This window comes from Thermococcus celericrescens, assembly GCF_001484195.1.
Classification (GTDB): domain Archaea; phylum Methanobacteriota_B; class Thermococci; order Thermococcales; family Thermococcaceae; genus Thermococcus; species Thermococcus celericrescens.
The window spans coordinates 25667-40041 of the sequence record NZ_LLYW01000023.1; the positions used below are offsets into that span (position 1 = coordinate 25667).

General features: G+C 57.2%; 12 protein-coding genes. 4 read left to right on the top strand and 8 right to left on the bottom strand.

Features of this window, described 5'->3' with window-relative positions:
* Nucleotides 1–21: 21 nt before the first annotated feature.
* Entirely contained in the window at nt 22–1146 is a 1125-nt protein-coding gene (locus APY94_RS06760; protein ID WP_058938904.1) for an MFS transporter, read from the top strand.
* A gap of 23 nt (nt 1147–1169) precedes the next feature.
* Here the strand turns inward: APY94_RS06760 and APY94_RS06765 are convergent, their stop codons facing one another.
* The 4 genes from APY94_RS06765 to APY94_RS06780 form a co-directional block, all read right to left on the bottom strand.
* Nucleotides 1170–1880: an acetate--CoA ligase family protein gene (locus tag APY94_RS06765; RefSeq protein WP_058938905.1), complete on the bottom strand. Its 711-nt coding sequence runs from the start codon at nt 1878–1880 to the stop codon at nt 1170–1172.
* 25 nt (nt 1881–1905) lie between these two features.
* Complete coding sequence (locus tag APY94_RS06770; RefSeq protein ID WP_058938906.1) at nt 1906–3324, bottom strand: acetate--CoA ligase family protein; 1419 nt, start codon at nt 3322–3324, stop codon at nt 1906–1908.
* A 103-nt stretch (nt 3325–3427) separates the two neighbouring features.
* The gene (locus APY94_RS06775) at nt 3428–4195 is read right to left on the bottom strand and encodes a sugar phosphate isomerase/epimerase family protein (protein ID WP_058938907.1); all 768 of its coding nucleotides are present in this window, start codon (nt 4193–4195) and stop codon (nt 3428–3430) included.
* The gene (locus APY94_RS06780; protein WP_058938908.1) at nt 4196–5389 is read right to left on the bottom strand and encodes a magnesium transporter; all 1194 of its coding nucleotides are present in this window, start codon (nt 5387–5389) and stop codon (nt 4196–4198) included. It abuts the gene before it with no gap.
* A 110-nt stretch (nt 5390–5499) separates the two neighbouring features.
* Between APY94_RS06780 and APY94_RS06785 the strand changes: the two genes are divergently transcribed.
* Both APY94_RS06785 and APY94_RS06790 read left to right on the top strand, forming a co-directional pair.
* Nucleotides 5500–6108 (top strand): potassium channel family protein, encoded by a 609-nt coding sequence (locus APY94_RS06785; RefSeq protein ID WP_058938909.1) that lies wholly within the window; start codon nt 5500–5502, stop codon nt 6106–6108.
* Nucleotides 6101–6679, top strand: coding sequence for a potassium channel family protein (locus tag APY94_RS06790; protein ID WP_058938910.1), 579 nt, complete (start codon nt 6101–6103; stop codon nt 6677–6679). Before APY94_RS06785 ends, APY94_RS06790 begins: the two co-directional genes overlap by 8 nt.
* A gap of 97 nt (nt 6680–6776) precedes the next feature.
* On the opposite strand, the gene APY94_RS06795 is transcribed toward APY94_RS06790, so the two are convergent.
* Both APY94_RS06795 and APY94_RS06800 read right to left on the bottom strand, forming a co-directional pair.
* Complete coding sequence (locus APY94_RS06795) at nt 6777–9110, bottom strand: DEAD/DEAH box helicase (protein ID WP_058938911.1); 2334 nt, start codon at nt 9108–9110, stop codon at nt 6777–6779.
* Between the two features lie 3 nt (nt 9111–9113).
* Nucleotides 9114–9542 carry a DUF5658 family protein gene (locus APY94_RS06800; protein WP_211259702.1) on the bottom strand — a complete coding sequence of 143 codons (429 nt, stop codon included), beginning with the start codon at nt 9540–9542 and terminating at the stop codon, nt 9114–9116.
* Between the two features lie 123 nt (nt 9543–9665).
* Between APY94_RS06800 and APY94_RS06805 the strand changes: the two genes are divergently transcribed.
* Nucleotides 9666–10097: a hypothetical protein gene (locus tag APY94_RS06805; protein WP_058938912.1), complete on the top strand. Its 432-nt coding sequence runs from the start codon at nt 9666–9668 to the stop codon at nt 10095–10097.
* On the opposite strand, the gene APY94_RS06810 is transcribed toward APY94_RS06805, so the two are convergent.
* Nucleotides 10094–10753 carry a segregation and condensation protein A gene (locus APY94_RS06810; protein WP_058938913.1) on the bottom strand — a complete coding sequence of 220 codons (660 nt, stop codon included), beginning with the start codon at nt 10751–10753 and terminating at the stop codon, nt 10094–10096. The two genes, APY94_RS06805 and APY94_RS06810, sit on opposite strands and share 4 nt — an antisense overlap.
* 5 nt (nt 10754–10758) lie before the next feature.
* Complete coding sequence (smc, locus tag APY94_RS06815) at nt 10759–14325, bottom strand: chromosome segregation protein SMC (protein WP_058938914.1); 3567 nt, start codon at nt 14323–14325, stop codon at nt 10759–10761.
* Between the last annotated feature and the right edge of the window lie 50 nt (nt 14326–14375).

The window sequence follows — 14375 nt, forward strand, 5'->3', positions numbered from 1 at the left end:
CAACGACTGGGGATGCGGGGAGTGAGAACCGACTCCAAGGCCCTCTATCTCATCCTTATCGCGGGATTCTTCGCGATCCTAGGTTCCACAATGAGCAAGTCCCCCACGCTTCCCCTCTACGCCCAGAGCATCGGGCTCGGAAAGGGAGAAATCGGCCTCGTGGCTGCCGCCTCGACGGTGACGGGCATCTTCGTAAACTTCGCGTCGGGCCTTCTCAGCGACGTTTACGGACGGAAGAGGCTCCTCAAGATGAGCGGCTTCGTTTTTCTCAGCGCCCCGCTGATGTACTTTCTCGCGGGCGACGCTTTGACCCTCGCCCTTGTCAGGGTTTACTACGGCGTTGCGACGGCCATTTTCGTTCCAGTGTCCTTCGCCCTGGTCAGCGACCTCTATCCGGAGGGGAAGGGCACCTTCATGGGTTTCCTGAGCTCGTCAACCCTCGTCGGCCGCGCCCTTGCCCCCGTCCTCGCGGGAAGCATCATATACTTCCTTGGCTTTTCCTTGGTCTTCGTCCTCTGCTCACTGACGGGGCTGGTGGTTTTTGCCCTCACCTTCAGGTTCCCCGAGACAGGGGGCGAGCTCAAGAGGTTTGAGTTCACGTTCAGCGGGGAGCTCCTCCTAATCGGCCTCCTGGACGCGGCCGTGTACATGGCTTATCAGGGCATAGAAACCTTCCTGCCCCTCTTCTACTACCTCCAGGACAAGGCCTGGCTCTCCGGACTGATACTGACGGTGGAAATCGCCATAATGGCGGTCGTTAAACCCTACGCGGGCTATCTCAGCGATAGGATTGGCAGGACGAAGCCAATAGTGGCGGGCATGACCATGGTGGGCCTGGCGATGTTCATGCTTGCCCTCTCGGATTCCCTTCCTCTGGTGGTTCTGGGTGCGGTGGTCTTCTCGGTGGGCGCCTCGATAAGCGAGGCCTCAACGAAGCCCCTGGCCACGGAAGTCTCGAAGCTCCGTGGAACGGCATTAGGCTTTTTAGAGAGCGTAAAGGACATCGGCCAGGCGCTGGGGCCGGTTTTGATAGGATTTCTCGGGTTTAGAACAGGATTTCTCTTCGTGGGGGTGTTTGGATTGGGGGCATTGGCGGTTTTTCTCCTGCGGGCCAACAGAGGTTTCTCGCGGGGAATCAACCGTTGAAAATGGTGGGAGAAAAAGGGAAATCAGCCCTTCAGGATTATCCTGGCGTCAACGACGACGGCACCCTTGCCCTTCTCGTAGACGAAGACGGGGTTGAGGTCCATCTCCTTGATGTAGTCGTCGAGGTCGTTGACGAGCTCGCTGACCTTGAGGAGGAGGTTGACTATTGCGTCTATGTCCGCCGGCTCCTCGCCGCGGGCCCCTGCGAGAATCGGGTAGCTCTTTATGTCCCTTATCATCTTCCTGGCATCGCGCTCGGTTATGGGCACTATGCGGAAGGTGACGTCCTTGAGAACCTCGACGAAGATTCCACCGAGACCGAACATGAGGGCGTGGCCGAACTGCGGGTCTTCGGTGACGCCTATGATGATCTCCCTCCCGACCTTGAGCATCGGGGCCACGAGAACACCCAGAATTTCAGCGTCCGGGCGGTATTTGCGCGCGTTCTCGTGGATGAGCTCCCACTTCTCCTTCAGCTCCTCTGGAGTCTTGATGTTGAGAAGGACGACCTTAGCGTCGCTCTTGTGGAGAATCTGCGGGGACATCAGCTTCATGGCAACGGGATAGCCGATTTCCTCGGCGTACTTGAGTGCCTCGTCCAGGGTCTTGGCGAGCTTTTCCTCTGGAACCGGGAGGCCGTAGGCTTTGAGAACCTGCTTTGCCTCGTACTCAACGAGCGAAGTCCTTCCGGACTTCAAAACCTCTTCAATAACTTTAAGGGCTTCCTCCTTCATGATACCACCACCAAAAATTGGGGGGTCAGGCCCCCCTCCTGAGGTATTCGGCGTACTTAACAAGGCCCGCCAGGGCGCGGACACCCCTCTCGGGGGTCGGGTAAACGGGAACTCCCTTGTCCTCGAGGATTCTGGCGTAGTGGTCGGTCTTCTTACCGCCCATCGCCACCGCAACGATCGGCTTGTCGCTCTTCTTCTGGTACTCGGCTAGGATGTCGATTATCTTCTCCTCCTCGAGGAGCGGGACCTGGAAGAGGACTATGACGAGGATAGCGTCAACGTTGGGGTCGTTCACGAAGCCCTCGATGGCGATTCTGTACCTCTCGGCGTCGGTGTCACCGACGACGTCTGTGGGGTTGCCCGGAACGGCGTGCGGCGGGAAGTTCTCCTTCAGGTACTTGAGGGTCTCCTCGCTGAGGTCGGCCATCTTGAGGCCGAACTTGGCAACGGCATCGCTGGCCATGACTCCCGCTCCACCGCCGTCGGTGATTATTCCTATCCTGGCCCCCTTCGGAAGCTTGTCCTTGAGCGCAGCGAAGGCCTTCGCGAGGTCGAACATGTGCTCGAAGTCCTCGGCGCGGATGACACCGGTCTGCTTGAAGACGGCATCGTAAATCGTGTCGGCACCGGCGAGTGAACCGGTGTGGGAAGAGGCGGCCTTGGCACCGTACTCGGTCCTTCCGCTCTTGAGGGCTATGACCGGCTTGACCTGGGTTATCCTCTTGGCGGCCTCTATGAACTTCCTGCCCTCCTTGACGCCCTCGATGTAGAAGGTGACGACGTTTATACCCTCATCGTGGATGAAGTAGTCCATAAGGTCGGCGTCGTCAACGTCGAGCTTGTTGCCGTAGCTAACCATCTTGCCGATTCCTATCCCCGCCATCGCGGCCCAGTCGAGCATCGCAGCCGCGAAGGCACCGCTCTGGCTGACGAAGGCTATCGGGCCGCTCTTCGGCCTGTCCATCTTGCTCTCCGGCAGGAAAACGGTGTCAACGCCGGTGTCCGGAACGTAGACGCCGACACAGTTCGGGCCGATAATCCTTATTCCGTTCTCCCTGGCTATCTCAAGAATCTCGCGCTCCAGCTTCTTTCCTTCCTCACCGAGCTCACCGAAGCCGCCGGTGATGATGATGGCGGACTTTATTCCCTTCTTCGCTACCTGCCTCATGGTGTCCGGGACGAACGGGGCGGGAATCGAGATGACTGCCAGGTCAGTGTCCTCCGGAAGCTCTTCGACGCTCTTGTAGACTTTGTAGCCCTCTATCTCGTCGAGCTTGGGGTTCACCGGGTATATGTTGCCCTTGAAGACCCCGCGCTCCTTGTTCATCTTGAAGTTCTCAAAGATGACGTTTCCAACTTTACCCTTCTTGTTGGTTGCACCGATGATAGCGACCGCCTTCGGGTCGAAGAAGGGCCTCATTTCCTCAACTATCTTTTCCACCATTGGTATCCCTCCGCCAGAAACTGCTTCTCGCAAGAACTTCAGTTTAAATGTATAAAAGAGTTGCGTTTTGTAAAAATAGGACGCCAATGAACTGAAACGTCCATCAATGCAGATTTCTCAAAAATTCGAGGCTTCTCCTGGCAGATTCGATGTCGCCGACTTCAAGGGCCCACGTCACCCTCGGGAGCTTTGGAAGCACTCTGACCCACGGGACGATGCCATCGCCCAGGGCCAGGTGCTCGTCCCTCTCGCCGCGGTTGTCGTGGAGGTGAACGTGAACTATTCTGTCCCCGAGAACCTCCAGGAAGCGCTCGAACTTTCCAGTTGTAGTGTTTAGGTGTCCAACGTCGAAGGTCACCCCTATCTCGACGTCACCGAGTATCTCCCACAGCCTCTCGCACGTCTGGGCATCGAGGATTACGAAGCGCGGCATGTTCTCGACGCCGACCCTGACTCCGTACTCGAATCCCCATTCGGCGATTTTCCTCAGGGATTCCCGGTGTATCTCCAGGTACTTCCTCCGGTTCTTCACGCTGACCGGAGAGCAGTGGCCTGGGTGTATCGTGACGGAGAGGGCGTCGAGCTCGGCCGCCAGTTCGATGGCCTCGTGGATTACCTCCAGCGATGTTCTCCTCAGCCTGTCGTTGAAAGAGCCTATGTTGACGTCGCTGAACGGCGCATGAACGGTTCTCTTCATGCTCCAGCCGTCAAGAACCTCCTCGAAGAGGCGGTAGTTGTCCCTCGTCAGGTAGTGGGGCCATTCGCTCAGAATCTCAACGAAATCAAAGCCCAGCTTTTTCGCCCTACCCACCCATCCCTCAAATTCAAGAAGGTCCCTTCCGGGATAGGCCGTCATGGAGAGACCTATCATTCAACCACCCACCATCAGCTTAGCCATGAGCACGACGTAGATCGTGCCGAATATATCGCTGTTGTTCGAGATGAGCGGTATTGCCACGTGGTCGGGGTCTATGTTCTTTTGAAAGAGGAAGTACGAGACCGTGTACGAGTAGAGCATGATGAACAGGGCCATGAAGGGGTACGTGAGAAATATGATCCAGGCGGAGCTCGGAACCGCCATCCCGGTCGTCAGCTTCACCAGAGCGATGCCTATGAGGAGCTTCGTTGTTCCGATGACAGGCGCCGTCGTGAAGAGCGCCAGGATGTCTGTGAGGGGCTTCCAGCAGATGAAGCTCTCTATCTCACCGAGGTGGAGCTTTGTCGAGGTTTTCGCGGCTATTATGGAGCCGTAGTTACCAAATGAACTAAGTATCGCTGGGTATATGAAGCTCAGTATAACCGACGCCTGGATTATCTCGCTGAACCTGGCGAGTATTGAACCCGATACCGTCGAGAGGAGTGCCAGCCCGGTTATCGTCATGAAGACCTGCTTGAGCTCAACGAACTCCGCCTTCCTGACCCGGCTTATTGCAGCCACGACCGCAAATAGAGCCAGCACCGCGTAGTTGAAGACCCTGAATCCCTTCGGTGAGCACTCTATGAGAAGGATGAACAGCACCAGCGAGGGAACCGTCAGGAAATCGCCCATTGAAGCGACCAGCGGGGCCGCAACGCTGTCCGGGTCTGTGCCGCGCCTGAAGGAGAATATCGTGACGAATGAGGTGAAGTAGCCGAGGATGAAGGACACGAGTATCGTCGAGGTAACGACTATGAGAAGGACGTCGAAGGCGTTCTTCTTTACCCCCGTGGCAACGCCTATAACCCACAGCAGGACTATCGGGATAAGCGAGATGAGCATTCTCAGGACTATCTCCTTGAGAACCTTCTTATCCCTCATGGAGGGTTCGAGGTCACCGAGGTAGAGCATCGTGGAGAAGCGCGATGCCATCGAGCCGAAAACGTTCCCGCGGAGGCCCATTATGCCCGGCAGAACCACCAAGAGGCCCGGGAACTGGGTCCTTATGGTCTCGAAGTACTTACCCAGAAACGTGCCGCCGAATAGGCCGAATATCTGGGAGGTGAACAGGGACGGCAGCGTAACCCTGTAGGCTTCCTTGATCTTTCCCTTCAGCTCCTCCCTGACCTCTCCGCCGATCACTGCCATCACTCTCCATCGCTCTCACCCCGTAAACGTTGACCTTCGCGGGTATTAAACTTTTCGAAGGCGAAAACTAAATAAGATTTCTCCCCTTTCCCCACATCGGTGAGAGCCGGGTGGAAGAGTGGGACGAAATCGAGGTTCCTAAAAACGTCAAGGACATATTCGTCGAGATGAAGAACACCGCCGAGCTGATGGTTGACCTGGCCTACTCCTCCATACTCTTCAACGAGGAGGAGATGGCCGAGGAGGTACTCGAACTCGAGGAGTACCTCGATTTGCTCAACTATCACCTCATGGTCCATGCGGTTCTTGCCGCGCGGAGGCCGAAGGAGGCGGAGCAGATAACGTCCATCCTCCACATGGCGCACGCCATAGACGACATGTCCAACGCGGCGGCGGACCTCGCGAAAATGGTCATCGACGGCGTCGAGCTCCACCCCGTCATAACCGAGGCGATCCTCGGCAGCGAGGAGATAATCGGCAAGATTTTTGTCTCGGCCGAGTCTATACTCGTCGGAAAAACGCTGGAGGAGCTGGACCTCGCGGCCAACACCGGCGTCTGGATAGTGGCGGTGAGGAGGGGCAAACGCTGGATTTTCGACCCCGACGGGGACTTCAAGATATTCCCCGGCGACATTCTCATCGGGCGCGGGACGAACACCTCGGTGGACTACCTCAAGGAGATAGCCCGGGGCAACATCAAGGTGATGTCCAATGAGTGAGCTTGAGGAGATCAGAAACTGCCTCGTGGAGATGAAGGACCTCTCGTCCCTGATGGTTGACCTGGCGTTCTCCTCCGTCATGTACAACAGCGAGGACATAGCGGAGGAGGTCTACATCCTCGAGGAGAGGATGGACGAGCTGACGCTCAAGGTCAAGAAGCTCGCCCTTCTGCTCGCCAAGAAGGAAGAAGATCCCCTGAGGCTCCTCAGCGTCATCGACATGGCGGAGATAAACGAACAGATAAGCGACGCCGCCTACAAGATTTCGGATTTGGTCCTCCGCGACGTCGAGCCGCACCCGATAATCAGGAGGATCATGGAGGACACCGAGGAAGAGCTTGGAAGGGTGACCGTTCACCCGGGTTCGATCCTAATAGGGAAGACCCTCGCCCAGCTCAAGCTTCCGAGCAAGATAGGCACGAGGATACTCGCCATAAAGCGCGGGAGCCGGTACATCTACAACCCCGGAAGGAACGACGTTATTAAGGAGGGCGACGTTCTCATAGCGGTTGGCTCCGACCTCGACAAGCTGAGGAAGCTCGCCGGCGAGGAAGTGGAAGAGGAGGAGTAGCGGTTGTGCCCCCGGGGAGCGAAGGGAGGTCACGGCTCGCCAAGACGCTCCCTCCCCGCGGTTTCCGGGGGCACTATCTTGTAATTCCGACGGGAACTTAAATTTTATCCTCCCCTACGTAGGGCGCGGTTATCACCTTCCTTATCTCCCTCGCCTTCTTCGGACCTATTCCCTCGACCTCCTTCAGCTCCTCCTCCGTTGCAGTGAAAACGCGTTCAACGTTGCCGAAGTGCGTGAGGAGGCGCTTGGCGAGTGTTGCCGAGACGTTGGGCAGGCCCTCGACTATCAGGCGCTGCCTCTCCGCCAGGGTTAGGGCCTTCTTCTCGCTCCTGAGGCGGACTTCCTTCTTCCGCTCCTCCTGCTCGCGCTTTGCCATTAGATAGATGAACTGGGCGGTCTCTTCCTTGCCGGAGGAGAAGAGTATCGGCACGCCCCAGTCGAGGGTCACCGCCGCTATCGCGCCCCTGATTGCGTTGGGATGGACGTTCCTTATGCCGTATAGCTCGCCCTCGATGATTATGACGGGCTTCTCGTAGGCCCTCTTCAGCCTCTCCACCTGGTCAAAGAGCCTCCCATCGATTATCGACTGGATGAAGTCGTTGGCGCTCTTGCGCTCTATGCCGACGTCCTCACTCACCACGTAGTCGGCAACGTCGAGCGTCCTGACCTCAACCTCGGCGCCAAGCTCGCGGAGGTGCTTCGGCACCCCGCTCCTCAGCTCGCGGCTGTCGGCGTAGATCACTATACCCTTCTGTTTCTTTACGAAAACGGGGTTCTTCGGAGGCTTTTCAGAAGCCCCGGATTTCTCCTCGGTTTTCTGGACCCCCTTCGGCTTCAGAAACGCATCAAGGGAGGTTACCTTCCCCCTGCTCATCCCGGCACGCTCCGGAACTTTCTCCCTTATTTCAGCCCTCCTCGGTTTCTCCCTTTCAAGCTCCCTTGCGATTTTCTTTATCGCGTCGAACATGCCCTTCTCCTTCCGCTTTGAGGCCCAGTAGTAGGCCTCGTCCCTCGTCCCTCGGGCCATCAGGATTACAACCTTCCCCGGTCTATGCCTGCCGGTCCTGCCGCGCCTCTGGATGCTCCTTATGGCCGAAGGCACCGGCTCGTAGAAGACGACCAGGTCCACCTCGGGAACGTCCAGTCCTTCCTCGCCAACGCTTGTAGCGACGAGGACGTTGAACTCAGCGCGGGAGAAGCGGTCGAGGACTTCCTTCTGCTTCTTCTGGCTCATCCCTTTGTCCTTCCCCCTGCTCGCCTGGCCGATGAACCTCTCGGCCGCGATCCCCATCGCCTCCAGTTCCTCCACTATTCTCCTCCCTGTGTCTCGGTAGTTGGTGAAGACAATTACCTTGGAGTCCGGCTTTCTTTCGAGCTGCCTTTTGACGAGCTCCTTCAGCCGCTCCATCTTCGGATGGTCCACCCCGCTCTCCTTTGCCTGAACAAGGAGGTAAACCACCTTTCTCATGCGCGGGTCTTCCATGAGCTGCTTGCTCGACTTCGTCCGCTTATCCTCCCGAAGCTTCCTGAGGTATGTGCGCAGGGCGGTCAGCCCCTGAGTCTCGAGGAGCTCGATCGCGTGCTGGAGCTTGACGGCCTTGGCCTGGTGGAGTCTGAGGCGGCCGATCTCATAGTTGCCCCTCGCGACCTCCTGGTTGATCTTTGACCCCGCTTGAAGCACTTCCCTCTTTGAGATGTCGGGCGAATAAGTCGAGATGAGCTTGAACTGGGCGAGGGGCTTGAGACTCTCCTTCAGCATCTCGCGGAGGAGTTTTCTAACCTCCTTGTATATCTCAGGCAGCTCGACCTTCACCCACTCAAAGGCGATGCTTTGGACGTAGGGTTTAACGTCGGGGGAAGCCTCGGTTCTCACCTCGACGTGTTCGATGCCGAGGTTTTCCACTATCTCGCGAATCTTATCGGCGTCGCTCCCTGGGGATGCGGTCAAGCCGAGAACCAGCGGGTGCCTGGCGGTTTTGAGGTACTCCCTGGCGATGAAAACGTACGAGTAACCGCCAACGGCCCTGTGGGCCTCGTCGATTACCAGAAGGGAAACGTCCTCCAGCGAAATCCTGCCCGTGAGGATGTCGTTCTCGACGGTCTGGGGGGTGGCGGTGATGATCACGCTCTCCTCCCACACCCGTCTGCGCTTTTCGGGGGAGAGTTCTCCGGTGAGGACGTTTATTCTTTCCTGGGGGAGATTGAAGAGGCGCCTAAAGCTCTCGGCGTGCTGGATGGCCAGGGGTTTGGTTGGCGCGAGCATGAGGACCTTACCGCCGTACCTGGAGAGCCGGTAATCGGCTATGAGCATCGCTATCAGCGTCTTTCCCAGCCCCGTCGGGAGAACGACGAGGCAGCTGGTCTCTTTACAGCGGGCGTAGATTACCTCCTGGTAAACGCGGGGCTCGATGAGGTCTCGGCGAAGGTACATAGTTTAAGCTTGGAGGGAGCGAATAAAAGCTTTCCTGACGTCCCTGGTGGATGCGGGCTTTTCGGACCTAACAATGAGCATTGCCGCGAGAAGAAGCACTGGAACGAAAGGTATCAGGAATCCAAAGCCGAATAGCAGGTAGAGGTTGTTGACCGCGGGAGCGGCTTTAAGAAGCACAAAGACCGCGGGGAAGTATCCGAAAACACTGGAGATGCCTGTTAAGGCAGAGGATGCAATGATCAGGGCAACACCCAGGGCCGTGAAGAGGGCGAAGCTTCCGAAGAAAAGGGCGGGGTCTGAGATCCTCTGGGCTATGACAGGATTTGCCTCGGAGAACCCTCTACTCACGCCAAACCAGGTTGTAAGCATATCAAGAACCGAAAACGCCACAAAAAATCCTGCGTACACTTTGCCTCGCATCCCCTTCACCACACTGTTATCTACGTCATTCCCTTTAAATACTTTACTCCGTAGTCAGAACCTACATGTGTACAAACATAGGTACATACACTGGGAACAGGCAAAGGATTTAAGCGGTTCGCCCCATCGATCACCATGCTCCTCACGAGACACGCAAGGGAAAGGCTGATCAAGAGGCTGGCAAAGAACAGGAACCCCGAGAGATTCTACCCCCAGCTGTGGGCCTTCCTGGACCGCTCGAGGAGGATCGATGTAAACGAGAGGATCGTAATCTTCACGGACGGGAGAAAGAGTCTGGTCTGCTCCAGGCTCGACTGCGAGAGACTTCCACTTGAGGAAATAAAAGAGCGCGTTGGGGGCATCTCTAGAGCCTATGAGTGCGTTTTTCTCGACGGGAGAACCGCCAGAGAAACCATCCCCCGAAAGTTTCTCGAGTCCGTCCCGGACGGCGAGTACTGCTTCTATATCAACAGGGAGAAGAGGAGCCTTTACATAGGCAGCGCCCCGCCGCTGCTTGCGATAACCCTGCGGCCGGCGAAGAAAAGCGAGAGGGAATGCGCGGACTAGGCGCTCTCCCCCACGGGCACGACGAATATCTCCCCGAAGGGCTCCTCCTGAATGAGGTCCACCTTCCCCATGTTGGAGAGAAACAGGAGGTAGAGGAAGGTTCTGGCTACTATCTTCGGCGTCGGGTCGAAGATCAGATCCCAGAACTTTATTGGTTCTCTGCTCTCCCTGTACATCTCAACCACTATCTCGTGGAGCCGATAGACGTGCTTCTCGATGTCAACGCGGAAGTCATCGACGACGAAGACCTCCTCCTCTATCTCGACCTTCTTTTTCTTCCGCGGCTTTCTCTTCTCTGCCTCCTCGAGGGCGTCCATGAGGGCATCCAGGAGGTCGTCGAAGGTGTAGTAGCGCTCCACCCTGCGGAGGGGAGGGGCCAGCGGCTCGACATCAACGTGGAGCTTCTCCTTGTGCTCCTCCTCTTCCTCCTCGTCGCCGTAGAGCAGGGCCTCGCTCTTCATCCTGACGAGTATGGATGCGGCGAGGATGGCCCTGGCGGAGACGCGGAGGTCGAGCTCCTTCATCTCCCTGAGTCTCTCGATGTACTTCTCGGTAAGGTCGACGATGTCGATGTTCCAGGGGTCAACCTTCCCCATGGTGACGAGCTGGAGGAGAATGTCAACGGGCGTTATCTCCTCCTCACGGCGCGATTCCATGGTTATCACCCGCTCAGATGGCCGAACATCTCCGCGTGCTCGGCCTCACTCCTCTTCCTTGCCTCCTCCAGTATCTTCATGGCCTTCTCGAGGCTGAGGGCAACGACGCGCGAGACGCCCTTTCTCATGCTGACGCCTATTATCTTGTCCGCGTTGGCCATCATGACGTCCCTCAGGGTAACGACTATGAACTGGCTGTTTTGGGAGGCCTCCTTGATGAGGTCGGCAACGCGCTTGACGTTGGCATCGTCCAGGTGGGCATCGATTTCATCGAAGAGATAGAACGGCGCCGGTTTGTAGCGCTGGATGGCGAACACGAATGCCAGAGCAGTTAAAGCCTTCTCTCCACCACTCATGGCCTCTATGCGCTTAACGTCCTTTCCGGCAGGCTTGGCCTCGATTTCAAGGCCCCCCGCGAAGGGGTCGTCCTCGTTCTCAAGGATAAGCCTGGCGCTTCCTCCCGGGGAGAGCTTGGCGAAGAGCTCTGAGAAGTTCTTGGCTATTTCTCCAAGGGTCTGGAGGAAGACCTGTTTCTTCTGCCCCTCTATCTCCTCGATGAACTCCTCTATGCTCTCCTTCTCGGCAATGACCTGCTCGCGCTTGCTCTTCAGCTCGAGGTAGCGCCTTTCCACGACCTCGAAGTCCTCAATGGCCTTCATGTTGACCGGTTCGAGGGCGCGTATCTCCTCCTCCATTTTCTCTATCTGCTCGCTCAGGGCGTCGAGCTCCAGAGGAACCTCCTTGATGCTCTTGATGAGCCTGGAGTCGTAGTGCCTCAGCTCATCCCTCTTCTCCCCGAGGGTTGCCTCGTACTGGGCCAGCTTTATCTTGAGCGTGTTGGCCTCTATGCGGAGCTCCTGAAGCTTGGAGCTCAGCTCGTCCTTCTCGGCGCGTAGATCGATGATCTCGTTCTTGAGCCTCTCGCGTCTCTCACGGAGCTCCTTGAGCTCATCCTTGACGTTCTCCTCCGCCTTCTTGAGCTCCTCCAGCTCGGCCTCAAAGTCGCTTATGGCCCTCTCATTCTCCTCGATGTTGGCCTTGAGAGCGTTTATCCTGTTGATCAGGCCCTCTATCTCCTCCTCCAGATCCGCCCTCCTCGGAAGCAATTCCTCGTTTATTCTGACGTCGAGGCCCTCCAGTTTGCTCTCGACCTTGCCGAGCTCCTCGCGGAGCTTGCTTATCTCGGCCTCGACCTCCCTGATCTTCTGGTTCAGTTCCCTGGCCTCCGGGTTCTCCAGGGCCTTCTTCAGCTTCGTCCTCTTCTTCTCCAGCCGCTCAATCCTGCCGCGGAGCTTTGCCATCTCGCCCCGGGTATCGTGGATCCTCTTTTCTAGGGCCTCTATGAGGGCCTCGTTCTCTCTGATTTCCCCCCCGAGGGCCCTGTCCTCCGCAAGGAGGCGATCCATCTCACGCTGGGTCACCTGGAGATCCTTGCTCAGCTCACTCCTCTTCATGCGGAGTTCAAAGAGCTCGTTCTGAAGACCCTTGACCTCAACCCTGAGGGCGTTAACGGCCGATTCCAGAGCCTCTTTCTCGCGCTCCAGCTTCTCAACGCGCTTCCGTATCTCATCCACGTTGACCCCGAGCTTGCCCCGAGGTCTGTAGTGACCACCGGTTATCGCCCCGCTCCGCTCGAGGAGTTCCCCTCCGAGGGTCACCATGCGGACCTTCCCTATGCCGACGGCCCTGGCCTCGTCCATGTCGTTCACTATCAGCGTGTCTCCGAGGGCATGGGCCACCGCGTTTCTGAAGCGCGGGTCGTACTGAACGACGTCCAGGGCCGGAACCCCGAGGGCGGGCTCCCCCTTCATGGAGCGCGGCTTTATCTTGTTGAGAGGGAGAAAAGTCAGCCTGCCGAGCTTCTTCTCCTTGAGCAGCCTTATGGCTTTCTCGGCAACGCGGTCGTCCTCCACGACCACGTGGTCGTAGCTTCCACCGAGGGCGACCTCGACGGCCAGGGCGTAGCTCTCATCACGAACGGTGATCAGCTCACCGAGGGAGCCGTAGAGGCCCGGGATGTTCTGAGCCTTGAGGAATTCTATAGCACGGTTCCCGCGGACCTCGCGCTGCGCCTCGGCTTTGATAAGCTCCTCCCTAGCTTTCGAGAGTTCACCCTCGATCTTCTTGAGCTTTCTGCTCTTCTCCTCCAGCTCCTTCTCGGCCTTCTTCAGCCTCGCCTCGGCCCTGCCCATCCTGCCCTCTACCTCTCCAAGCTCCGAGCGTTTGGTCTCGAGGGCGCTTTTGGCCGCACTGATCTTGGACTTGAGCGCAACTTTCTTTGCGTTGTTCTGGGCTATCCTGCCCTTTGCGCGCTCTATTTCCTCCTCGAACTTCTTGATATCGCTCTCCTTCATGTAGAGCTCCTTTTTGGCCTCCTCCAGCTCCTCGACCACGCGGTCAAAGTCCTGCTTCGCGATGGCAAAGTCCCTGTCTATCTCGCCCAGTTTAACAACCAGCTCGTTCTTGATGACTTCCTTCTCCTTTATTTCCACCCTGAGCTTCTCGCGTCTCTTGTTCCAGCGGCTTATGGCATTTCTGCTCTTCTCTATTTCCTCGGAAACCTTCTTGAGCTCCTCCTTTGCCTTGGCAAGGCGGTGCTGGCCGTCCTCGATTTCCTTCCTGGCCAGCTCGATGTTCTTTCTGGCCATCTCTATCTTGGACTTGACCTCGCTTATCTTCCTTGTTACCTCAAGGATGCCGTCCTCGCTTTTTTCCTCGAGCTCCCTTTCGATCGTGTTCAGCTCCTTCTCCCTTGCCACGATCTCCCTGGCGATATCCGTGAGGCGGGCCTCCATGGCGGCTATCTCCGCCTCTATCTCCTTGTCGCGCAGGTTGCTCTCCTCTATCAGGGACTCGAGCTTTCTTATCTCTCCGAGGAGGAGCGTGACCTTCGCCCTCTCGACGCGGTCCTTGAGGTCAAGGTAGCGGAGCGCGTCGTTTCTCTCCTTCTCAAGCTTGTCAAGCTGGGTTTTGACCTCGCGGATGAGCAGATCGACCCTCGCGAGGTTCTCCTCAGCCTGCTTGAGCTCCTTCAGGGCCTTCTCCTTCTTGGCATCGTACTCCGCTATGCCAGAAATTTCGTCTATGAGCATCCTCCTCTCGGTGGGACTCATCTTGATGAACTTGGTGATGTCTCCCTGCAGAACAAGGTTGTAGCCCTCAGGGGAAATCATCGCCGCGCTGAGGACGTCGAGGATGTCGCTTCTGCTGCTCCTCTTGCCGTTGAGCCAGTAGGTGCTCCTGCCGTCGGGATAGACGCGCCGCTTTATAACGACCTCGTCCTCGTCGATGGGAAATCCCCTGTCCTCGTTGTTGAAATACATGGCAACCTCAGCGTACTTTGCCGGCGCTTCCGTCTTGGTGCCTGCGAATATGAGGTCGCTTATCCTCGTGGCACGCATCGCCTTGGCGGACAGGCCACCGAGAACGAAGAGCACGGCGTCACCGATGTTGCTCTTTCCAGAACCGTTGGCACCGACGATCGCTGTGAATCCTTTGGAAAGCGGAACGACGACTTTCCTGTTACCGTAAGATTTGAAGCCTTTCATTTCAATCTTCTCAATGTACGGCATGCCCTACACCTAAACGGGAGAATGGCAAAGAAGGTTATATAACTTTACTC

What these genes read in the sequence shown, in the direction of transcription:
- APY94_RS06765 (WP_058938905.1), bottom strand. Translation starts at nt 1,880, where the DNA reads ATGAAGGAGGAAGCCCTTAAAGTTATTGAAGAGGTTTTGAAGTCCGGA.
- APY94_RS06770 (WP_058938906.1), bottom strand. Translation starts at nt 3,324, where the DNA reads ATGGTGGAAAAGATAGTTGAGGAAATGAGGCCCTTCTTCGACCCGAAG.
- APY94_RS06775 (WP_058938907.1), bottom strand. Translation starts at nt 4,195, where the DNA reads ATGATAGGTCTCTCCATGACGGCCTATCCCGGAAGGGACCTTCTTGAA.
- APY94_RS06780 (WP_058938908.1), bottom strand. Translation starts at nt 5,389, where the DNA reads ATGGCAGTGATCGGCGGAGAGGTCAGGGAGGAGCTGAAGGGAAAGATC.
- APY94_RS06790 (WP_058938910.1), top strand. Translation starts at nt 6,101, where the DNA reads ATGAGTGAGCTTGAGGAGATCAGAAACTGCCTCGTGGAGATGAAGGAC.
- APY94_RS06795 (WP_058938911.1), bottom strand. Translation starts at nt 9,110, where the DNA reads ATGTACCTTCGCCGAGACCTCATCGAGCCCCGCGTTTACCAGGAGGTA.
- APY94_RS06805 (WP_058938912.1), top strand. Translation starts at nt 9,666, where the DNA reads ATGCTCCTCACGAGACACGCAAGGGAAAGGCTGATCAAGAGGCTGGCA.
- APY94_RS06810 (WP_058938913.1), bottom strand. Translation starts at nt 10,753, where the DNA reads ATGGAATCGCGCCGTGAGGAGGAGATAACGCCCGTTGACATTCTCCTC.
- smc (WP_058938914.1), bottom strand. Translation starts at nt 14,325, where the DNA reads ATGCCGTACATTGAGAAGATTGAAATGAAAGGCTTCAAATCTTACGGT.